Origin of the sequence: Lederbergia sp. NSJ-179, from assembly GCF_022867885.1 — a bacterium.
Taxonomy (GTDB): Bacteria; Bacillota; Bacilli; order Bacillales; family Bacillaceae_C; genus Lederbergia.
Map to the genome: position 1 here is coordinate 41,256 of NZ_JALIFP010000016.1, position 21,810 is coordinate 63,065.

General features: G+C 38.8%; 24 protein-coding genes. 21 read left to right on the forward strand and 3 right to left on the reverse strand.

Annotated elements, in window-relative coordinates:
- Positions 1–22: 22 nt before the first annotated feature.
- From MUB24_RS13105 to deoC, 11 genes are all read left to right on the forward strand, one after another.
- A complete protein-coding gene (locus MUB24_RS13105; RefSeq protein ID WP_244704759.1) occupies positions 23–358 on the forward strand; it encodes a DUF3679 domain-containing protein in 336 nt (111 codons plus the stop codon).
- A 133-nt stretch (positions 359–491) separates the two neighbouring features.
- Entirely contained in the window at positions 492–2,321 is a 1,830-nt protein-coding gene (gene lepA, locus MUB24_RS13110) for a translation elongation factor 4 (protein ID WP_244704761.1), read from the forward strand.
- 63 nt (positions 2,322–2,384) lie between these two features.
- Positions 2,385–3,512 (forward strand): radical SAM family heme chaperone HemW, encoded by a 1,128-nt coding sequence (gene hemW, locus MUB24_RS13115; RefSeq protein ID WP_244704763.1) that lies wholly within the window; start codon positions 2,385–2,387, stop codon positions 3,510–3,512.
- 107 nt (positions 3,513–3,619) lie between these two features.
- Positions 3,620–4,645, forward strand: a complete 1,026-nt coding sequence (hrcA, locus tag MUB24_RS13120; protein ID WP_244704764.1) for a heat-inducible transcriptional repressor HrcA — start codon at positions 3,620–3,622, stop codon at positions 4,643–4,645.
- 203 nt (positions 4,646–4,848) lie between these two features.
- Positions 4,849–5,469, forward strand: coding sequence for a nucleotide exchange factor GrpE (gene grpE, locus MUB24_RS13125; protein WP_280516980.1), 621 nt, complete (start codon positions 4,849–4,851; stop codon positions 5,467–5,469).
- A 38-nt stretch (positions 5,470–5,507) separates the two neighbouring features.
- Positions 5,508–7,346, forward strand: a complete 1,839-nt coding sequence (gene dnaK / locus MUB24_RS13130; RefSeq protein ID WP_244704766.1) for a molecular chaperone DnaK — start codon at positions 5,508–5,510, stop codon at positions 7,344–7,346.
- 131 nt (positions 7,347–7,477) lie between these two features.
- Positions 7,478–8,602, forward strand: coding sequence for a molecular chaperone DnaJ (gene dnaJ, locus MUB24_RS13135; RefSeq protein ID WP_244704768.1), 1,125 nt, complete (start codon positions 7,478–7,480; stop codon positions 8,600–8,602).
- Positions 8,603–8,625: 23 nt separating this feature from the next.
- On the forward strand, positions 8,626–9,567 hold the full coding sequence (gene prmA, locus MUB24_RS13140; RefSeq protein WP_244704770.1) for a 50S ribosomal protein L11 methyltransferase: 942 nt from the start codon (positions 8,626–8,628) through the stop codon (positions 9,565–9,567).
- A 12-nt stretch (positions 9,568–9,579) separates the two neighbouring features.
- A complete protein-coding gene (locus MUB24_RS13145; RefSeq protein WP_244704772.1) occupies positions 9,580–10,332 on the forward strand; it encodes a 16S rRNA (uracil(1498)-N(3))-methyltransferase in 753 nt (250 codons plus the stop codon).
- Positions 10,333–10,336: 4 nt separating this feature from the next.
- On the forward strand, positions 10,337–11,689 hold the full coding sequence (gene mtaB / locus MUB24_RS13150; RefSeq protein WP_244704774.1) for a tRNA (N(6)-L-threonylcarbamoyladenosine(37)-C(2))-methylthiotransferase MtaB: 1,353 nt from the start codon (positions 10,337–10,339) through the stop codon (positions 11,687–11,689).
- A gap of 109 nt (positions 11,690–11,798) precedes the next feature.
- Positions 11,799–12,437: a deoxyribose-phosphate aldolase gene (deoC, locus tag MUB24_RS13155; protein WP_396426758.1), complete on the forward strand. Its 639-nt coding sequence runs from the start codon at positions 11,799–11,801 to the stop codon at positions 12,435–12,437.
- Between the two features lie 18 nt (positions 12,438–12,455).
- Here the strand turns inward: deoC and MUB24_RS13160 are convergent, their stop codons facing one another.
- On the reverse strand, positions 12,456–13,376 hold the full coding sequence (locus tag MUB24_RS13160; protein ID WP_244704778.1) for a Na/Pi symporter: 921 nt from the start codon (positions 13,374–13,376) through the stop codon (positions 12,456–12,458).
- A gap of 704 nt (positions 13,377–14,080) precedes the next feature.
- Between MUB24_RS13160 and MUB24_RS13165 the strand changes: the two genes are divergently transcribed.
- Both MUB24_RS13165 and MUB24_RS13170 read left to right on the forward strand, forming a co-directional pair.
- On the forward strand, positions 14,081–14,656 hold the full coding sequence (locus tag MUB24_RS13165) for a hypothetical protein (protein ID WP_244704780.1): 576 nt from the start codon (positions 14,081–14,083) through the stop codon (positions 14,654–14,656).
- Positions 14,657–14,677: 21 nt separating this feature from the next.
- Positions 14,678–14,956 carry a hypothetical protein gene (locus tag MUB24_RS13170; RefSeq protein WP_244704782.1) on the forward strand — a complete coding sequence of 93 codons (279 nt, stop codon included), beginning with the start codon at positions 14,678–14,680 and terminating at the stop codon, positions 14,954–14,956.
- Between the two features lie 13 nt (positions 14,957–14,969).
- Here MUB24_RS13170 and MUB24_RS13175 read toward each other — a convergent pair whose 3' ends face one another.
- Both MUB24_RS13175 and MUB24_RS13180 read right to left on the reverse strand, forming a co-directional pair.
- Complete coding sequence (locus tag MUB24_RS13175) at positions 14,970–15,290, reverse strand: hypothetical protein (RefSeq protein ID WP_244704863.1); 321 nt, start codon at positions 15,288–15,290, stop codon at positions 14,970–14,972.
- A gap of 178 nt (positions 15,291–15,468) precedes the next feature.
- On the reverse strand, positions 15,469–15,882 hold the full coding sequence (locus tag MUB24_RS13180; protein ID WP_244704784.1) for a hypothetical protein: 414 nt from the start codon (positions 15,880–15,882) through the stop codon (positions 15,469–15,471).
- 337 nt (positions 15,883–16,219) lie between these two features.
- Here MUB24_RS13180 and MUB24_RS13185 point away from each other — a divergent pair, with 337 nt between their 5' ends.
- From MUB24_RS13185 to yqfD, 8 genes are all read left to right on the forward strand, one after another.
- Complete coding sequence (locus MUB24_RS13185; RefSeq protein ID WP_244704786.1) at positions 16,220–16,510, forward strand: hypothetical protein; 291 nt, start codon at positions 16,220–16,222, stop codon at positions 16,508–16,510.
- A gap of 90 nt (positions 16,511–16,600) precedes the next feature.
- The gene (gene rpsU / locus MUB24_RS13190) at positions 16,601–16,774 is read left to right on the forward strand and encodes a 30S ribosomal protein S21 (RefSeq protein WP_244704788.1); all 174 of its coding nucleotides are present in this window, start codon (positions 16,601–16,603) and stop codon (positions 16,772–16,774) included.
- A 13-nt stretch (positions 16,775–16,787) separates the two neighbouring features.
- Positions 16,788–17,234, forward strand: a complete 447-nt coding sequence (locus MUB24_RS13195; protein WP_244704790.1) for a GatB/YqeY domain-containing protein — start codon at positions 16,788–16,790, stop codon at positions 17,232–17,234.
- A 191-nt stretch (positions 17,235–17,425) separates the two neighbouring features.
- Positions 17,426–18,733, forward strand: a complete 1,308-nt coding sequence (locus MUB24_RS13200) for an NfeD family protein (protein ID WP_244704792.1) — start codon at positions 17,426–17,428, stop codon at positions 18,731–18,733.
- Positions 18,734–18,756: 23 nt separating this feature from the next.
- Positions 18,757–19,749, forward strand: a complete 993-nt coding sequence (floA, locus tag MUB24_RS13205; RefSeq protein ID WP_244704794.1) for a flotillin-like protein FloA — start codon at positions 18,757–18,759, stop codon at positions 19,747–19,749.
- 27 nt (positions 19,750–19,776) lie between these two features.
- Complete coding sequence (locus MUB24_RS13210; protein ID WP_244704795.1) at positions 19,777–20,220, forward strand: hypothetical protein; 444 nt, start codon at positions 19,777–19,779, stop codon at positions 20,218–20,220.
- Between the two features lie 104 nt (positions 20,221–20,324).
- Complete coding sequence (gene yqfC, locus MUB24_RS13215; RefSeq protein ID WP_244704797.1) at positions 20,325–20,609, forward strand: sporulation protein YqfC; 285 nt, start codon at positions 20,325–20,327, stop codon at positions 20,607–20,609.
- Positions 20,610–20,612: 3 nt separating this feature from the next.
- Positions 20,613–21,809, forward strand: coding sequence for a sporulation protein YqfD (gene yqfD / locus MUB24_RS13220; protein WP_313898449.1), 1,197 nt, complete (start codon positions 20,613–20,615; stop codon positions 21,807–21,809).
- Position 21,810: the final 1 nt, after the last annotated feature.

Consider the following 21,810-nt stretch of genomic DNA (forward strand, 5'->3'; position numbering starts at 1 on the left):
TGATGATAGAGAGGTGGATGGAATGGGGAAATTTGTTATGAAATCACTACTACTGTCCCTGGTTTTAGTCGCAGGTGTTGTAATCGGTTTAAACAAAGCAAATCAAGGAATGAATGAAATGAAGGGATATACAGATTCCTCATTCACAACACCAGTAGATGTGAAAAAAACGGAGGATGGAAAGATCAATGCGGCTGTATTAGGGAATGAACTTTCCTCCTTTAATTTAGATGAGAAAAAAGAAAAATTAGAGGACGCCAAGGCGTTTAACTTTTTTTCAGAAGCTGGAAAGTTATTGGCAAATATGGTCTCCAGTATAGCCCAAGCTGTGATTAACTTTTTTGCAAGTCTTTTTTAAAACATAATTATATACAACCAGAACATAGGTGGTTCGAGTCAAACACTTATGTTCTTTTCTATTTCACTTTTCCGGACACTACTGTTATAATTTAGCCTAGCAATCATGCGTCGATTAACAGGAGTGAACAGCAATGAATCGTGAAGATAAAATAATGAGACGAGAACGGATTAGAAATTTTTCTATTATTGCCCATATTGACCATGGAAAATCAACTTTGGCAGATAGAATATTGGAAAAAACGAAAGCTTTAACAGCAAGAGAAATGAAAGCCCAACTCCTTGACTCCATGGATTTAGAAAGGGAGCGGGGAATTACCATTAAATTAAATGCGGTTCAATTAAAATATCACGCCAAAAATGGTGAGGATTATATTTTTCATCTTATCGATACACCGGGGCATGTTGATTTCACTTATGAAGTATCACGTAGTTTAGCCGCATGTGAAGGAGCTGTACTGGTTGTGGATGCAGCCCAAGGGATCGAAGCCCAAACCCTTGCGAATGTTTATTTAGCATTAGATAATGACTTAGAAATATTACCGGTTATTAATAAAATTGATTTACCTGCTGCCGATCCGGAAAGAGTCAGGAAGGAAATTGAAGATGTCATTGGCCTTGATGCAAGTGAAGCAGTACTCGCATCCGCGAAAGCAGGCATAGGGATAGAGGAGATTTTGGAGGAAATTGTTGAGAAAGTACCTGCTCCTACAGGTGATCCTGATGCACCGCTAAAAGCCTTGATCTTTGATTCACTGTATGATGCTTACCGAGGGGTTATCGCCTCCATACGAATTGTGGAAGGAACGGTCAAAGCCGGAGACAAAATAAAGATGATGGCCACTGGAAAAGAGTTTGAGGTATTAGAAGTCGGTGTTCATGCGCCAAAGCCGATGTTAGTCGAAGAACTAACAGTAGGGGATGTTGGTTTTTTGACCGCTGCTATTAAAAATGTAACAGATACAAGAGTAGGGGATACGATTACGAAAGTAGACTTTCCTGCTGCAGAGCCTCTACCAGGTTATCGAAAATTAAATTCCATGGTATTTTGTGGACTATATCCGATTGATTCGAATAAGTTCAATGATCTCCGAGAAGCCTTGGAAAAATTAGAATTAAATGATTCTGCTCTCAGATATGAGCCAGAAACATCGCAAGCACTTGGATTCGGATTTCGTTGTGGATTTTTAGGTCTGCTTCATATGGAAATTATTCAAGAACGAATCGAGCGGGAATTTAAAATTGAGCTGATTACTACTGCACCAAGTGTGGTCTACCAAGTCTATTTAACCGATGGTACAGAAATCAAGGTCGATAATCCTTCTAATATGCCTGACCCACAAAAAATAGATCATGTGGAAGAACCTTATGTAAAAGCATCTATGATGGTGCCCAACGATTATGTCGGTGCGGTAATGGAGCTTTCCCAGGCAAAAAGAGGAAATTTCGTCGACATGCAGTATCTGGATGATATTAGAGTCAATGTGATGTATGAAATTCCACTTGCTGAAATTGTTTTTGACTTTTTCGATCAATTAAAATCGCACACAAAAGGATATGCCTCTTTTGACTACGAGATGATCGGGTATAAACCTTCGAAATTAGTGAAAATGGATATTTTATTAAATGGTGAAAAAGTAGATGCCTTAAGCTTTATTGTTCATCGTGATTTTGCCTATGAAAGGGGAAAATCAATCGTAGAAAAACTAAAAGAATTGATTCCCCGTCAGCAATTTGAAGTACCAGTACAGGCGGCTGTCGGTCAAAAAATTATTGCGCGTTCTACCATTAAATCAATGGGGAAAAACGTATTGGCTAAATGTTACGGTGGTGATATATCCAGAAAACGAAAATTATTGGAAAAGCAAAAAGAAGGAAAAAAACGGATGAAGCAGGTGGGATCGGTAGAAGTTCCGCAGGAAGCGTTTATGGCGGTGTTAAGGCGGGACGATGACGGAAAATAAAGTGATAAGGGAGAGGGGTCCAACTGGAAGGCTAACTCCTTTTTTGATTGGAAGTGTAAAAAGATGAAAGCTGCCTATATTCATATACCATTTTGCGAACATATCTGTTATTACTGTGACTTCAATAAATTTTTTCTGAAAGGCCAACCTGTTAACGAGTATTTGCAATCGCTCTTTCAAGAATTTAAGATGATGATTGACCCAACATCCAAGGCTGATTTAGAAACGATTTTTGTTGGTGGGGGAACGCCCACTGCTTTAAATGAAAAACAATTAGAAACTCTTTGTAAGGGAATCCGCGATCACCTTCCTTTTGAACGGGGAGAAGTCACGTTTGAAGCAAACCCAGGAGATTTAACGAAAGAGAAATTAAAGATTCTTGCTGACTATGGCGTGAATCGATTGAGTTTTGGAGTTCAGTCCTTTAATAATGAATTACTTGAAAAAATAGGGCGTTCCCATCGTGTTCAAGATGTCTATCGCTCTATTGATCAGGCCCAAGAAATAGGGTTTACGAATATTAGTATTGATTTAATCTATGCTTTACCTGGCCAAACAATCATCGATTTTAAAGATACACTGACAAAAGCACTGGCTTTGGAGTTACCCCATTATTCTGGATATTCATTAATCGTAGAACCGAAAACCATCTTTTATAATTTAATGAGAAAAGGGAAACTTCCACTTCCTAGTGAAGATGAAGAGGCAGATATGTATCGCTTATTAATGGAGGAAATGGATAAAAAAGGATTATATCAATATGAAATAAGTAATTTTTCTAAATCTGGATATGAAAGCAAGCATAATCTTGTCTACTGGAATAATGAAGAATATTATGGGTTTGGGGCCGGAGCACACGGTTATGTGGCTGGGGCAAGATATTCTAATGCGGGTCCATTAAAAAAATATATGGAACCTATTGCAAAGGAGAAGCGCCCTCTATTTTCAGAACATATTCCAACCAAAAAAGAGAAGATGGAAGAGGAGATGTTTCTTGGTTTGAGGAAAACAAAGGGGGTCTCGATTTCGCATTTTGAGAAAAAGTTTTCTATGGATCCTTTGCAAATTTTCCGAGAAGCGGTCGAGGAAATGACTCAAAAAGGGTTATTGGAAAACGATCTTGATCATCTTCGTTTAACACAGAAGGGGCGATTTCTTGGGAATGAGGTTTTTCAAGCCTTTCTTTTCTAAAAAATTCTTATCTTTAAGTACAAATTGTTGACATCATCTAGGCATTTTGATACTTTATTTATAGATTTAGCACTCATGTTTATAGAGTGCTAATAGAGGTGATGAAAGTGTTAACGGATCGTCAATTATTAATATTGCAGGTAATTATTGATGACTTTATTCGATCTGCCCAACCTGTCGGCTCAAGAAAATTATCGAAGAATATTCCGTTTCCTATTAGCTCGGCAACGATTAGAAATGAGATGGCTGATTTAGAAGAATGGGGATTTATCGAAAAAACGCATACTTCTTCTGGCAGGGTCCCATCTGAAAAGGGGTATCGCTATTACGTCGACCATTTACTGTCACCCCAAGAACTGAAGAAGGAAGACATAAATAAAATTCATTCCATATTTAGTGAGCGACTTTACGAGTTAGAAAATATAGCACAAAAGTCGGCTCGGATTTTATCGGAATTAACCAATTATACGGCCATTTTATTAGGACCCGCTGTGAAAGAAAACCGATTAAAAAGTATTCAAATGATACCCTTGAACGATAATACGGCTGTCGCCATTATTATCACAGATACTGGGCATGTAGAAAATCGAATATTTACTTTACCTAGTGATGTTGCAGCAGGAGAAATTGAAAAAATAGTCAATATTTTAAATGAAAAACTTTCAGGGGTACTCATTTCTGAATTAAGACCAACGATCTATAAAGAAGTGGCAAATCTCCTAAAGAGACATATTGAACAATATGATTATTTCTTTAAAATTATTATGGAAACCTTAGATTCTCCGGTTAATGAAAGACTGTTTTTTGGTGGAAAATTAAATATGTTAAACCATTCCGAATTCAATGATATTGAAAAAATTCGTTCATTCATGGATATGATAGAAGAAGGGAAAGGGATATACGAACTATTTAAACATACACCACGGGGAATTAATGTGAAAATTGGTAAGGAAAATAATCATTTAATGATGGAAGATTTTAGTCTTATTACGGCAACTTATTCTATTGGTCATGAAGATGTTGGGACAATCGCCATCCTTGGTCCAACAAGAATGGAATATTCCAGAGTTATTAGTCTTTTAGACTTCTTGAGCAAAGATATGTCTCTTGCTTTAACAAGACTTTATCAATAGGTGAATCAAACGCGAGGAAATCAGCTGGGTTTCTGCTGATTTCCCCTGTTTGTTTTAAATTCTCGCTGGATCTAGAGCCCCAGAGCCTGCCCCCGAGAGGCTCGCAGGATGCGAGTCCATCGACGTAGTGATTGAAGCGGCGCCTTTAGCCGTTCATCCTATAATCAAGGCGCTTGCGCTTTTCTTTTAAGGAGGTGACTGTTATGAATAAAGATGTAAATGAACAGGCTGATCTAAAAAATCAAGAAGATGATCTAATGGAAGAAACAGTTGAAAATACCGATGAGGTTAATCATAAATCCGAAGCAGAGACGCAACAAAAAGAAACTGACGTAGATGAGGCCCGTTCCGAAGAAGAAAAGAAAGATGAAACAACTTCCAAAATCGAAGAATTACAAGCAAAATTAGAAGAGGCTGAAAATCGCTATCTTCGATTATATGCGGATTTTGAAAATTCGCGTCGACGTGCCCGTCAAGAATTAGAGGCAAGAGAAAAGTATAAATCGCAAGAGCTTATTACCGAGTTATTGCCTGCGATTGATAACTTTGAACGTGCAATGGCAATCGAGCCTGAAAATGAGCAATCCAAAGCTTTGTTAAACGGTGTTGAAATGGTTTATCGTTCCATTATTGAGGCCCTTAAGCAAGCAGGCGCTGAACAAATTGAAGCGGTTGGTAAGAAATTCGACCCCAATTACCATCAAGCTGTTATGCAAATTTCGGATGAACAGTTTGAATCGAATACTATTGTGGAAGAATTTCAAAAGGGTTATATCTTAAAAGATCGCGTGATCAGGCCATCCATGGTTAAGGTAAACCAATAGTTAGCAGGATCTTTATATTGATACAGGAGGTATTATAAATGAGCAAAATTATCGGAATTGACCTTGGAACGACAAACTCATGTGTGGCAGTCCTAGAGGGTGGAGAAGCTAAAGTTATCCCCAACCCAGAAGGAAATAGAACAAGTCCATCTGTAATTGCGTTTAAAAATGGTGAGCGTCAAGTTGGGGAAGTGGCGAAACGTCAAGCCATTACGAACCCCAATACAGTTATGTCAATCAAACGTCATATGGGTTCAGACTTTAAAACGGAAATCGAAGGGAAAAATTATACGCCTCAAGAGTTATCGGCTGTTATCTTGCAATATTTAAAATCATATGCGGAAGACTATCTAGGTGAAAAGGTTGATAAAGCAGTTATTACCGTTCCTGCTTATTTTAATGATTCACAACGTCAAGCAACGAAGGATGCCGGTACGATTGCGGGGCTTGAAGTTGAAAGAATTATTAATGAACCAACGGCTGCTGCTCTTGCCTATGGTCTTGATAAAATAGAAGAAGATCAAACGATTCTCGTCTATGACCTAGGTGGAGGAACATTTGATATCTCCATTATGGAATTGGGAGACGGAGTTTTTGAAGTGTTAGCTACTGCAGGTGATAATAAGCTTGGTGGGGATGACTTCGACCAAGTGATCATCGATTACCTTGTGCAGGAATTCAAAAAAGAGAATGGGATTGACCTTTCTACTGATAAAATGGCTTTGCAACGTTTGAAAGATGCGGCGGAAAAAGCGAAGAAAGATCTTTCTGGGGTGACTTCTACCCAAATCTCCTTACCATTTATTACAGCAGGTGACGCTGGTCCGCTTCATATGGAAATCAATTTAACACGGGCTAAATTTGAGGAACTGTCTTCATCCCTTGTGGAAAGAACAATGGGACCTACTCGTCAAGCATTAAAAGATGCAGGAAAATCCGCTTCTGAGATCGATAAAGTAATTTTAGTGGGAGGTTCCACAAGAATTCCTGCGGTTCAAGAAGCGATCCGTAAGGAGGTTGGAAAAGAGCCCCATAAAGGTGTAAACCCTGATGAAGTTGTTGCAATGGGTGCCGCAATTCAAGGTGGTGTGTTAACAGGGGATGTGAAAGATGTCGTCCTTCTAGACGTAACACCACTATCCCTTGGTATTGAAACAATGGGTGGCGTCTTTACAAAGTTGATTGAACGTAACACAACGATTCCAACTGCCAAATCTCAGGTGTTCTCTACCGCAGCCGATAACCAAACAGCGGTTGATATTCATGTTCTGCAAGGAGAAAGACCAATGGCAGCAGACAACAAAACATTGGGCCGTTTCCAATTAACCGATATTCCACCAGCACCTCGCGGGGTTCCACAAATTGAAGTGAAATTTGACATTGATAAGAACGGTATTGTCAATGTTAGCGCGAAAGATCTTGGCACAGGAAAAGAGCAAAATATTACGATCAAATCTTCTTCTGGCCTTTCAGAAGAAGAAGTGGAAAGAATGGTCAAAGAAGCGGAAGAAAACTCTGAAGCTGATAGAAAGCGGAAAGAGGAAGTTGAGCTTAGAAATGAAGCAGATCAATTGGTCTTTACGACTGAAAAGACATTAAAAGACCTTGAAGGTAAAGTCGATGAAGCAGAAGTGAAAAAGGCGGAGGAAGCAAAAGCAGCCTTAAAAGCTGCCATTGAGAAAAATGATCTTGAAGAAATACGTCAAAAGAAAGACGCTTTGCAAGAAATTGTCCAAAACCTTTCGATGAAGCTGTATGAAGAAGCAGCAAAACAAGCACAAGCTGGTCAAGAGGGAGAAGCAGGACAAGGAAACAAAGACGATAATATTGTAGACGCCGAATACGAAGAAGTTCAGGACGAAGAGGAGAAAAAATAATTATTGTACATTAAGAAAGCCAAAGCCATTATCGGCTTTGGCTTTTCTCGATAAATAGGACGGCACTTTCAATCTACAATTGAAATATGCTAGAATATACCTTATGTGAAAAGATTCGGGAGTGTGTTTAGATGAGCAAAAGGGATTATTATGAAGTATTAGGTGTGACGAAAGATGCATCTAAGGATGAGATAAAAAAAGCATACAGACGTTTATCCAAAAAATATCACCCTGATATTAACAAAGAACCAGGGGCAGATGAGAAATTTAAGGAAATAACGGAAGCGTATGAAGTATTAAGCGATGATCAAAAAAAGGCCCAATATGACCAATTTGGCCATTCAGGACCTCAAGGTTTTGGGGGAGAAGGTTTTGGAGGAGGCGCCGATTTTGGTTTCGGTGGATTTGAAGATATCTTTAATACCTTCTTTGGTGGTGGCGGAAGCCGCCGTGATCCAAATGCTCCTAGGCAAGGTGCTGATCTTCAATATACAATGTCTTTATCATTTGAAGAGGCTGCTTTCGGAAAAGAAACAGTTATTGAAATACCAAGAGAAGAAACCTGTGATACCTGTCACGGAAGTGGGGCAAAACCAGGAACTTCCCCCGAAACATGTCCACATTGTCATGGTTCAGGTCAATTGAACGTGGAACAAAATACGCCTTTTGGACGGATTGTCAATCGTCGAGTATGTCAACATTGTCATGGGACAGGTCAAATCATTAAAGAAAAGTGCTCTACCTGTGGCGGAGATGGAAAAGTTAAAAAGCGGAAAAAGATTAATGTCAAAATTCCGAAAGGTGTAGATGAAGGACAACAAATGCGTGTTGCGGGTGAAGGGGAACCGGGAATAAATGGTGGTCCATCCGGAGATCTATACGTTGTTTTCCGTGTGAAGGACCATGAATTCTTCGAACGTGATGGGGATGATATTTATTGTGAAATGCCGATTACCTTTGTTCAAGCGGCATTAGGCGATGAAATTGAGGTTCCTACTCTTTATGGAAAAGTAAAATTAAAAATTCCTGCCGGAACACAGACAGGAACGAAATTCCGTTTGCGCGGCAAAGGTGTTCCAAATGTTCGTGGTTATGGTACAGGGGATCAACATGTTCAAATGAAGGTGATTACACCTACGAAATTATCTGAACAACAAAAGCAACTTCTCCGGGATTTTGCGGAAATTAGTGGCAACACTCCTGATGAGCAACATGAAAGTTTTTTTGATAAAGTAAGACGAACGTTTAAAAGTTGAGAAAAATAACGAGGCGGTCTGTTATGAAATGGAACGAGATAAGTATCCATACAACAAATGAAGCAGTAGAGGCAATCTGTAATATTTTACATGAAGCTGGAGCAAGTGGAGTTGTGATCGAAGACCCATTGGAGTTGACAAAGGAACGGGAAAACTGGTTTGGTGAAATCATCGAGTTGAATCCGGATGATTATCCCGAAGAGGGGGTCATAATTAAAGCCTATTTACCGATTAATAGCTTTATTGGTGAAACAATTAATTCGATTAAACAGGAGATTTCGGACTTAACCCATTACGATATTGATATTGGGAAGAACCATGTTTCAACAACAGAAGTAAAAGAAGAGGACTGGGAGCAAGCTTGGAAACAATATTATCATCCTGCCAAAATCTCCAGGCGTTTTACGATCGTTCCGACATGGGAAGATTATCAAAAGGTTTCAAGTGATGAATTAATCATCGAATTAGACCCGGGTATGGCTTTCGGTACCGGGACACATCCAACTACTGTGATGAGTATTCAAGCGTTGGAAAAAATAATAAAAGCAGGAGATACAGTTGTTGATGTCGGTACAGGATCTGGGGTATTAAGTATTGCAGCGGCTCTCTTAAATGCGAAAAACGTTATTGCCCTTGACTTGGATGAAATTGCTGTTGAGTCAGCCGAGCAGAATATTGCATTGAATCAACTACAAGAGAAAATCGAGGTGCGTAAAGGCGATCTACTGAACGGTCTGGAGATTGATAACGTCGACGTGATTGTGGCTAATATTCTAGCAGATGTCATTATTCGATTAACCAAAGATGCTGCATCACTCGTTCGTAAAAATGGATACTTCATTACCTCCGGAATCATTCAGCCCAAAAAACAGGAAGTCCAAACAGCCCTTATTCAGGGAGGGTTTGAAATAACGGAAACCCTTGTGATGGAAGATTGGGTGACTTTCATTGCGAGAAGAACGTGATGGAGTGAAGACATGCAAAGGTATTTTTTGAATGAAGAATACAAAGGCCAAAACTTGGTTATCCTCTCAGGTGATGACTACCATCATATTGTTCATGTTATGAGGATGAAAGAAGGAGCCGCTTTCTGGGTTGTTTTTTCCGATTCAAAAACAGCCTTGGTATCATTGGAAACTATTTATGATTCAAAGATAGAGGCAAAGATTATCAATTGGGAAGAGCAAGATAAGGAGCTTCCTGTTCATGTCACCATTGCAAGTGGCTTGGCTAAAGGAGACAAGTTAGATTGGATCATTCAAAAGGGGACAGAACTAGGAGCAGCAGAGTTTGCCCCTTTTATTGCTGAGCGGTCTATAGTAAAATGGGAAGCGAAGAAGGCAGAAAAAAAGCTTTTAAGATGGAAAAAAATCGCGAAAGAAGCAGCTGAACAATCCCATCGGCAGACTCTACCTTTGATTCAATCTCCGATGAAGCTTGCGAATTTAATCCAATATAGTCAAGCCTTTGATTGGAAAGTCTTAGCCTTTGAGGAGGCTGCTAAAGAAGGGGAGATAAGCCAGTTCGCCCAAATCCTCTCGACAATGGAAAAAAGCGAAAAGGTAATCATTGTTTTCGGTCCTGAAGGTGGTATGACAGACCAAGAGAAAAACGTACTAGTAGAAAATGAGTTTAAAATTTGCGGCCTTGGTCCAAGGATATTAAGAACAGAAACAGCGCCGCTATATACACTGGCTGCTATTTCCTATCATTTTGAATTATTGAGGTGAGGTAATGTCTAGTGTTGCTTTCCATACATTAGGTTGTAAAGTCAATCACTATGAAACAGAAGCTATTTGGCAATTGTTTCAAAATCAAGGATATGAACGAGTTGATTTTGAAAGCCGGGCGGACGTATATGTCATAAATACTTGTACAGTAACGAATACAGGGGATAAAAAAAGCCGCCAGGTTATTCGGAGGGCCATCCGCAAAAATCCCGAGGCAGTAATTTGTGTGACAGGATGTTATGCGCAAACATCTCCCGCTGAAATCATGGCGATTCCTGGAGTTGATATTGTTGTCGGAACGCAAGATCGTGTGAAAATGCTTGAATATATCGAGCAATATAAGCAAGAAAGACAACCGATTAACGGTGTCGGTAATATCATGAAAAATCGTGTGTATGAGGAATTGGATGTCCCATCCTTTACAGATAGAACGCGCGCTTCTTTGAAAATTCAAGAGGGGTGCAATAATTTTTGTACTTTCTGTATCATCCCTTGGGCACGTGGATTAATGCGTTCTCGTGATCCCCAAGAAGTGATTCGCCAAGCCCAACAGTTAGTGGATGCTGGTTATAAAGAAATTGTTCTAACAGGCATCCATACAGGTGGTTATGGAGAGGATTTGAAAGATTATAATTTGGCTGCTTTATTACGTGATCTTGAAGATCAGGTGAAAGGGCTGAAAAGAATTCGCATTTCTTCCATCGAAGCAAGCCAATTAACGGATGAAGTGATTGAAGTTTTGGAAAAATCGAAGCTTGTTGTCCGTCATTTACATATCCCGCTGCAATCAGGTTCAGATACTGTTTTAAAAAGAATGCGAAGGAAATATACAATGGCCTTTTTCGCTGAACGTCTTGAAAGACTGAAAAAAGCTCTACCAAATCTTGCGGTGACATCTGATGTGATTGTTGGCTTTCCGGGAGAAACAGAAGAAGAATTTATGGAAACCTATAATTTCATTAAGAAACATAAATTTTCTGAGCTCCATGTCTTCCCTTACTCCATGCGCACAGGGACCCCTGCGGCAAGAATGAAAGAGCAAATTGATGAAGAGGTCAAAAATGACCGTGTGCATCGCTTGATTGCTTTATCAGACCAGCTTGCGAAAGAATATGCCTCGCGTTTTGAGAATGAGGTTCTCGAAGTCATTCCAGAAGAACCTTTTAAAGAAAATCCTGAGAGTGGATTATATGAAGGATATACGGATAATTACATGAAAGTTGTGTTCCCGGCTACAAAAGAGATGATTGGCAAATTGATTCGAGTGAAGATTTCTAAGTCCGGTTATCCCTATAATGAAGGAAAATTCGTTAGGGAAATGGATGAATTGGAAAAAACAAATTCTATGGCTATGTAATGTAAAGCTATCCCATCTATGGGTAGCTTTTTCTTTTTCAAAAAAGGTGAAAATGATATGCTTATTTGTAGAGATACAATACTTGAGGTGATATGACTTGGATAAAAATATGGGAAAATTGATTGATCACACTTTATTAAAACCAAATGCGAACAAAAAGCAAATTATGAAATTATGTAAAGAAGCCAGTCTCCATCAATTTGCTTCGGTATGTGTCAATCCAACTTGGGTGCAGTTTGCAAGCCAGTGTTTACAGGCAACAGATGTGAAGGTTTGTACAGTGATTGGTTTTCCGCTTGGGGCGAATACACCTGAAACGAAAGCGTTTGAAACGAAAAATGCGATCGAAAATGGGGCTGTTGAAGTGGATATGGTGATCAATATTGGTGCTCTGAAAAGTGGTGATGTAGAGCTTGTGGAACGAGATATACGTGCTGTTTGCGCTGCTGCAAGTGGCAAAGCATCCGTGAAAGTCATCATTGAAACAAGCCTTTTAACAGATGATGAAAAGCGTCAAGCTTGTGAGCTGGCTAAAAGTGCTGGAGCTGATTTTGTCAAAACGTCCTCTGGTTTTTCTGGTGGTGGGGCAGCGGTAGAGGATATAGAGTTAATGAGGCGAACAGTTGGGGAGGCTATGGGAATTAAGGCGTCTGGGGGAATTAAGACGAAGAAAGACGCCGATAGAATGATAAAGGCCGGGGCTACACGGATTGGAACAAGCTCAGGAATAGAGATTGTTCAGGAATAGATGATCATACTCTCCCTTTTATTTTCCGTGAAGCCATATAATAAATTGTCCGAACTTTTTTGCGAATGGTAAAGCAAGTAAAGAGCATGCGGTATTATATAGTACGCTTGCATGAGCGAGTTGCATGTCAGGCGCATCGGAAAGTACAGAGCTTACATGTCCTAAAACAGAAATGAAAGGTAAAAACAGGAGAGCGCCAGCCAAGTTTAGCCAAATATGAGCATAGGCTGTGAGTCTAGCTTCATTTCCCGCACCTATACTGGCAAGTAAAGCGGTCGCACATGTACCGATGTTCGCACCGATCATAATCGCTATTCCTGTATTTAAGTCAAAAGTCCCGGAAGTTAAAAAGGTCATAGCGATTCCCGTCATAGCGGTGCTTGATTGAATGATCGCCGTTAAAAAAGTCCCGGTGAGAAATGAAATGGCAATATTCCCTTTCATTAAACCAATCAGCCTTTGCATGATCGGAACATCTTCTATAGATTTGGCTAATATTTCAAATCCGTTCATAGCAGCAAAAATGATTGCAATCCCTAGAAAAATATAACCGCAGCTTTTCAGCTTCGTATTTTTAAAGAATTGTAAGAGGATTCCTGCAATAATGAAAGGAATGATCAGATGATTTAAATCAAAGGTAAGAAATTCTAAAGTGACGGTAGTCCCGATATTCGTACCAAGAATGATGCCGGTTGTTTGTGGAAATGTTAGGATTCTCGCTGAGACAAGCCCAACTGCAATGACGGTGACGGCAGAACTACTTTGAAGTATGGCTGTCATACCAATTCCTGCTAGCATTCCCATAAATGGAGAGTTTGTGAACTTTTGTAGCCAGTTTTCCATGTTGCTACCTGACAAATGAAAAAGCCCCATTCTCATCCATGTCATACCTAATAGAAATGTACCTGCTAATAAAGCAAAAAACAATACATGCAGCATGTCCATCCCCCTTAAGACTATATATATGGGCGAGATGGGGAAGACATGCAAATAAGAAAAAACAATTTTAGGCAAATTTATAGTTTTGTAAAGCAGTCAAGCAGTTTGTTGACTCCTTCAACAGTCATGCATAGGATCAACCCGCTATTGTAGAAGGATAGTTTCACTTTTTTTGAGTGATATCTAATCGGCCCATAATGGGTCAGAAGAAGACAGTTTGATTGAATAATTAGATACGAAAAAAATAGGAGGATTTACTATATGTTTCCGGCTCCTATTCCCGCTAAATACTAGAAACCAGAGCAAGAGGTTATATGAATTAACACAACAAGTTATTTCCGAATATTGATATGTTTGAAGCTGGCAAAATCTAAAAATGTTCCAGTGATCTAGCACTATCAGTGTGTATCAAAAATCAATAATCCATACAATAGTATTTTTGAAAACTCTAGAAAAAACTATTTCGAAGAAAATATTCAGGTACTCAATCACATAATTCAAATAAATCACCATAGGAAATTAGTCCTTTTTTGGATGATGGTAGAAAAAACGCATTTTTCTGAATCTTCATTTCAATAATAATTAAGACATGTTATAGTGATTGTAGATTCGTCAAATAGATTCATATAAAGGAGGTGCTTGAGAAATTCTAGGAATACAAAGGTAAGTTGTAAAATATAAAAATGGAGAGGGAGGAAATTGTGTTGAAGAAAATGATTACGGTTACAGTCCTGTTTTTTAGTTTGATTTTCTTTTCATTCAATTTTAATGCTTTTGCTGCAACGAACCTCACCATGACCTATAATGCGACCACTGACACTTACTCTGCTTCGGGATCAAATAATATTCAGGAAGTATATATTAATAATGGACCAACCAACGTGAGTAATGGTAATACTGTATACGCAAACAATTATCTAACTAACAAGTCGTCTGAAAATCGAGCCTTTTTATATAAAGTAGGATGGGATCCTAATAAGATGAATTTTACTGGTGTAAATAATATAACTCGATGCCATGATGTAACTAGTTACACGGTATCTAATGTCGATAGTACTCACGTAGATATTACCGTCTATTATGGTGAGCCGACAACTTCAGATCTACTATATCCAGGTGAAGAAGGATGTTCACAAGTAGTGTTTAACTGGACAGGTGGAGGGGGAACTTACAATTGGCGTACTCTCGATGGTAATTCTACTCAATTCATAACAGGTGAAAGAGCTGGAACGGCAACATTGGCGCATTTTAGTTCTTCTAGTACTGTAATAATGAATTAGTTCAGAAAGGTGGAAAAGTTAATGAAGAAAATTGGCTCATTGTTAATGATAGTAACAGTCGTTTTATTGCTTGGACTTGCATCGTCAAGTGCCCTTGCAAATAACCAGAAGGACAACGAACCAAATTATTCAGAAGCGCATATGCAAGAAAGAATGAAGAATCAAAAAACAGAACCCATTGATCCTGATACACCCGTAACCCTAAAAAATGCTGATGGGGAGATTGTTTTAGAGACCACTCACGAAGATTTTATGAAAAATCAGCAAAAATATTTAAAAAAATACCTTGGGCAAGAGTAATTGTAGTTTCGCCCTAAGAGGCTAGGACATAACAAGCCAGAAATAGTAAAATAAAAAGGTTCCAAGCAATAAAAATTTGCTTGGAACCTTTGTTGAGAGATTTCCCCATCTCCATCACGATTTTACCGTTCATGGCGGGGCTTTTTCTCAAGTTCACCGCCATCAATGCAAGTGCTAATTCATTTTTCACGGTTTGTCGTATGAAATCCTCGAAAGCCTCTTCCGGAATACTCTGGACAAGATCATTGATCGCTAAGGCAATAGCGTTTTCTTTCAATTTAATTTCTAAATCTAGCAGCAAAACTACTTGGTTCATGGTATAATGTTTAAACATAAGGGCACCTCCAAAATTATTGTTTGGTCACTTTAATTTTATAAAAAGGTGTCCTTCTTGTTTACTAAAATAACGACAAAAAAGGCGTGGGGGTCACACTTTTTTAGTGTAAGCTCCAACGCCTTAATTTTTTTTACTGGAGTTTTGTCCCAGCCCCATTTTACTTTCTCAGTTGTAGTTAATTATTTACAAAAGAGCGGACGAATAAAATGCCAGTAAAAACCGAAATAAGAATCCTTGCGAGAATGCTTTCCATAATAAAAGATATCCAACTGTTCGTCTGAACTCCATACCAAGAGATCCAATTATGATAGGGGATAAAGACAAGAACAAGCAGAAGAACTGAAATAACCGCTGGGAACCAATTGAATGAAACCCTCCCGGTAATAATTAAAGAAATTTCCCGCCAGTTTAAGAAAATACCAAATAAAATACCATAAATAGTGATTTGCACAACAACATTGTCAACAGAAATTGAATCTACAGTATTTTCTTGAAACTGTTGGAGTTTCCAAGAGAGATCAGTAAGGGTCAAGAAGAAAATAATCTCTAAAAGAACAGATATAGAAATAATCCACGCTTGTATTTTCATAACTGCCTCCTTACTTTAAAAATCCATTTCGCAAAAATAAAATCTGAAAAATTTGTTATATTCATATACCTTACTCTATTTTAACATAAATTCATCTTTTGGGCAGGAAGATCATTTTATTACTCAAATGAAGAAAAATCGTTATTTGCACTATCAAAATAAGAAATTGAAGGTATGCGATTCATCTCTTAGAAGAAAGGGGAAAATCAATTTTCGAGCAGAAATCAAAGGAAAGACGTATGAGTTGAAGGTTTCCCATATCGCTGTCGAAATTCCTTCACTTAAAGGCGGGAAAATGATTCTAGTGAAGATGCATACCCTTTTAGAAATGCGTTGATTGGAGTGGCGGCTGGCGACTCCTGCGGGAATGAGCGTGCAGCTTGAGACCCTGCAGGAGCGAAGCGACGAAGCGGCTCAAGACACGCCCCGCGGAAAGCGTCCAGCCAAAACGGAAATCAACATCTTCATCCCATCACTAACCTTTATAAAAAATGTGCCTGACCGCACGTTAATTATATTGCATAAAATGTGTAAAAAAAATCAATCCAACGATTTCTTGTTTCGAAAATGTCTGGTTGATGAATCACATCTAATGAAAATCGGTAAACTTAAAATGAAAGATTGTTGACCATATATTCACCTTATTATATAATTGCATGGTACATGGGTTACCGTGTATGAACATGTGATTGTTATGTTCGGAGGGAGGGAAAGAGAAATGTCAAAAACAGTTGTTCGTAAAAACGAATCGCTTGAAGATGCTCTTCGCCGCTTTAAACGTACAGTTTCTAAAACTGGTACTTTGCAAGAATATAGAAAGCGCGAATTTTATGAAAAACCAAGCGTGAGACGCAAGAAAAAGTCAGAAGCAGCAAGAAAACGGAAGTATTAAAGAGGGTGCGATCATGAGTCTTCATGACCAATTAAATGAAGATATGAAACAAGCGATGAAAAGCAAAGAAAAAGACAGACTCTCTGTCGTTCGAATGCTGAAAGCAGCTATTCAAAATGAAGCCATTAAGCTCGGCAAAAAACAATTGACCGAGGATGAAGAATTGACAGTTCTTTCTCGTGAAGTGAAACAACGCAAGGACTCCCTCCATGAATTTGAAAAAGCGGGTCGTGAGGATCTCGTAGCAAAAATTCAAAGCGAACTTGTTTTTGTACAAGAATACATGCCTGCCCAATTGAATGAAGAAGAATTGGAAGCGATTGTCGCCGCAGCTATTGCGGAAACCAAGGCCTCTTCTAAATCTGATATGGGAAAGGTGATGGGTGTACTGATGCCAAAGGTAAAAGGTAAAGCGGATGGTTCATTGGTTAGCAAACTTGTTCAAAAACATTTATCATAGTAAATGAAAATGAGTTCTTACAATGATAGAACCCTAAGAAGCTGATAAGCAAATAGCTTGTCAGCTTTTTTTCACATCTCAATCGCGAATCGATTGAAACTTTTCTTAATCACAAACGTATCTTTTTTGAATCCTTTTCTTTGTCTTATCCGTATAAATGATTATATACGTTTCGGAAAGGGGGAAGAATGATGAGGAAAGTTTTGATTGCCATCTGTCTCTCTTTAGCAGCCATTCTTGCCATTGTACCTGTCTCCGCGGAAGGGAAAGAGGCTGATGTTTATGTCATCCCGATCAAAGAAGATGTTACAAAAGGCCTAACTAAATATCTTGACCGTGCAATCAATGAAGCGGAGGAAGCAAAGGCTGATGTGATTATTTTTGATATGAACACCCCGGGTGGTGCAGTGGATGCGGCAATGGACATTGGCAGTCGGATTCTAAATACAGATAAAGATATAAAAACCGTGACATATATAGACTCACGGGCACTATCTGCAGGCTCGTATATTGCCCTTCATACGGATGAAATTTATATGACACCCAATGCAACGATGGGTGCTTCCGCCATTATTAATCAAGATGGCAATACGGCTGGAAAAAAAGCGGAGAGTATGTGGATTGCTGCAATGGAAGGCGCTGCCAAGCAAAAAGGAAGAGATCCTGAAATTGCGAAAGCGATGGCGATCGGAGATGTCTCACTTCCAAAATTAAAAAAAGAAGGAGATCTGTTAACCTTAGATGCTGATAATGCCTTAAAAGTAGGTTATTCAAAGGGCACAATCAAAAATATGGATGAGCTTTTAGCGACATTAGGATATGAAGGATCAGATTATCAAACCGTTTCAAGTACTTTTGCGGAGTCATTAGCAAAGTTGGTTACGAATCCGGTAGTTGTCCCCATTCTATTATCTGTTGCTAGTTTAGGTCTTGTAGTGGAGCTTTATACGCCAGGATTTGGCGTAGCAGGTGGAATGGGATTGACGGCATTGCTACTTTTCTTTTATGGTCATTACATTGCCGGTTTGGCAGGTTATGAATCGATGATCCTTTTTGTTCTTGGTCTCATTTTGATTGTAGCAGAGTTTTTTCTCCCGGGAGGAATTGCCGGACTTTTGGGAGCGGTAGCGATTATCGGCAGTATTATTATGGCAGGGCAGAATACTGCTTATATGGCGATTTCTGTGATTATCGCACTATTTCTTGCCGTGGTGGCCATCATTATAATGATAAAGGTGTTTGGTAAACGAATGAAATTTTTCAAAAAACTCATTTTAACAGATTCTACCAATACAGAGAGCGGTTATGTATCCAATGTCAATCGGCTTGATCTAATTGGTCGAGAAGGAATTGCGTTAACTGATTTAAGGCCATCCGGTACAGTCGTGGTGGACGATGAGCGGCTAGATGTTGTAGCTGAAAGTAGTTATATTGAAGCAAAAACAAAGGTGAAAATTATTAAAGCAGAAGGTTCAAGAATTGTCGTTCGCAAAATATAGAATGAAACAGAGGAGGAAATCATATGAGTCCTGATATAATTTTATTATTGGTCGCCATTGCCATTGGTATTATTGTTCTATTAGTATTATTTACTTTTGTACCGATTGGACTGTGGATCTCGGCCTTAGCAGCCGGAGTGAAAATTGGGATTGTCACTTTAATTGGAATGAGATTACGACGTGTCATTCCTGGCAGGGTGGTCAACCCTTTAATTAAAGCACATAAAGCGGGTCTGCAAGTCACAACGAATCAATTAGAAAGTCATTATTTGGCAGGCGGTAATGTAGATCGGGTCGTAAATGCCTTGATTGCAGCACAACGTGCGAATATTGAACTAACATTTGAACGTGCAGCTGCGATTGATCTTGCCGGACGAAATGTATTAGAAGCCGTACAAATGAGTGTGAATCCGAAAGTGATTGAAACACCTTTTATCGCCGGTGTAGCAATGGACGGGATAGAAGTAAAAGCAAAAGCGCGTATTACGGTTCGTGCGAATATTGACCGCCTTGTCGGTGGTGCTGGGGAAGATACGGTAATCGCCCGTGTCGGTGAAGGGGTTGTATCCACGATTGGTTCCAGTAATAACCATAAAAAAGTTTTGGAAAATCCTGATATGATTTCTAAAACAGTTTTAACAAAAGGGTTAGACTCTGGAACAGCCTTTGAGATTCTTTCGATTGATATTGCTGATGTGGATATCGGTAAAAACATTGGTGCTCACTTGCAAACAGACCAAGCGGAAGCAGATAAGAAGATTGCCCAAGCGAAGGCAGAGGAAAGAAGAGCAATGGCGGTAGCCAACGAGCAAGAGATGAAAGCCCGAGTCGAGGAAATGAGGGCAAAAGTTGTCGAAGCAGAGGCAGAAGTACCATTAGCGATGTCAGAAGCTTTGAAATCAGGAAAACTGGGTGTGATGGATTATTATTCCCTTAAGAATATTGATGCCGATACAGATATGAGAGATTCGATTGGAAGAATGTCTAATCCAAAGAATGACCATAAGGATCAGTAAGATCCCTAACGAAAGGGGGGAACTCCTGTGGAACAATTTATACTCTTTATTATTATAGCGCTTGTGGGTTTATTCTTTAATCGAGGTAAGCTAAAAAACCAACAACAGCAGCAGGAGCACCCAAGACCTGTTCAACGTCCTGTTCAAATGAATGAAGAAGCACACGAAAAACCTGCCTCTTTTGAACAAATGACACAGGCAAAAAGTTTAAAAGAAGCGGCCGATCAATTGAAAAATCAGCCAGATATTTATAAACAAAAAGAAGAAATGGAAGTAAAACTGAAGGAGTTATATAGAAACGAAGAACTACATCGAAAAAAGGCAAAAACCATTCAGACAAAAACGAATGCTCATAAAGAGCGATTACCAGAATTTCAGGTAAAGAAAGAAAATATTTTAAATGGAATGATTATGTCTGAAGTTCTGGGACCACCAAGAGCAAAAAAACCTTATCAACGAAGGAAAATATAAGACTCCCATTAACTTGTGATTTGTTTTCTCACCTATTCAATCAAAAACCAGTGATGAAACCCTCTTTTTACTCATACACATGAGTGGAAAGGGGGTTCTTTATTGTGAGTAAAAAATGGTCAAAGAAAGTTAGAAATTGGATGACATCCAAAATGGAACTTCCCGCAGATATTATGATGGATCTTCCAAGAGTGACGATGGTGGGAAATCTACATATTTACATTGAAAACCATAAAGGCCTTCTTGTTTTTAAAGATAATGAATTGCGTTTACTCCTTAAACAGGGGCAATTATTGATAAAGGGAAAATCATTTGTGCTTAAAACCATTCTTCCAGAAGAAATTCTGCTTGAGGGTCATATAGAGGAAGTTCATTATTTGAATGAATAGGGAGTGGCATGGTTGAAAAATCAGTGGATCACATTTTTGACTGGCAGAGTATTAGTAAAGGCAACAGGACAAGGAATGGAACGTTTATTAAATCGTCTTGCTCGTTCTGGAATAAGTATTTGGAATGTGAAAAGGGATCACCAAGGAACCGTGTTTTTTTATATCACCTGGCCTGATTTGCAAAAATTACGACATGTTGCAAGGAAAGCGGATTGTTCACTATATTTTATCCGGGGAGAAGGAATGCCATTCCTGTGGAAGAGAACACTAAAAAATAGTGGTTTTCTTATCGGTATTTTGTTGTTTTTTGCCTTAATTTTATTTTTATCTAATATCACTTGGGGAATCCAGATTAAAGGAGCAGACCCGGAAACAGAACATAAGATTAGGAAGGAATTAACCGATTTAGGGATTGTGACAGGATCGATGCATTTATTTGCAGAAAAACCAGATATCATTCAAAAAAAGCTGACAGAAAAAATTGATAATATTACGTGGGTTGGTGTTGAATTAAAAGGGACAACTTATCACTTTCAAGTGGTTCAGAAAACGGAACCAGAAGGAACAGAGCAAGCAAGCCCACGCCACTTAGTGGCCAATAAAAAAGCTGTCATTGCAAGGATGTTTGTTGAAAAGGGAAAAGCGCTTGTAAAAAGAGATCAATTTGTAGAAAAGGGACAAATTCTTGTTTCCGGAGAAATTGGACAAGAAGAAAAACCATTGCGAGTCATTGCAAAAGGAGAGGTATGGGGATATACATGGTATAATACCAAGGTTACATTTCCACTTGATACGCCTCTGCAGGTTTTAAATGGGAAAGAAATGAGGAAATATTCATTGAAAATGGGCAAGCTTCATCTACCCATTTGGGGGTTTAGCAAGATCCCGTTTTCAAAGTATGAAACCGAAGTGGAAAATAGGGATCTCTTTTTTCTAGGTAAGAAACTTCCTATTCAATATTCCAAAAAAACGATTCGAGAAAAAGAAGAAATACAGCGCAATCTAAACGAAAAGGAAGCATTGGAAGCAGCCAAAGAATTAGCAAGAAGAGATGTGAAAATGAAGATTCCCCCTGATGCACAGATCGATAAGGAAATAATTTTGCAAGACAAAGTAGAGCATGGTAAAGTTACATTATCAATTAATTTTCAGGTGATTGAAAATATCGCCATCGAAAAACCGATCATTCAAGGAGACTAAC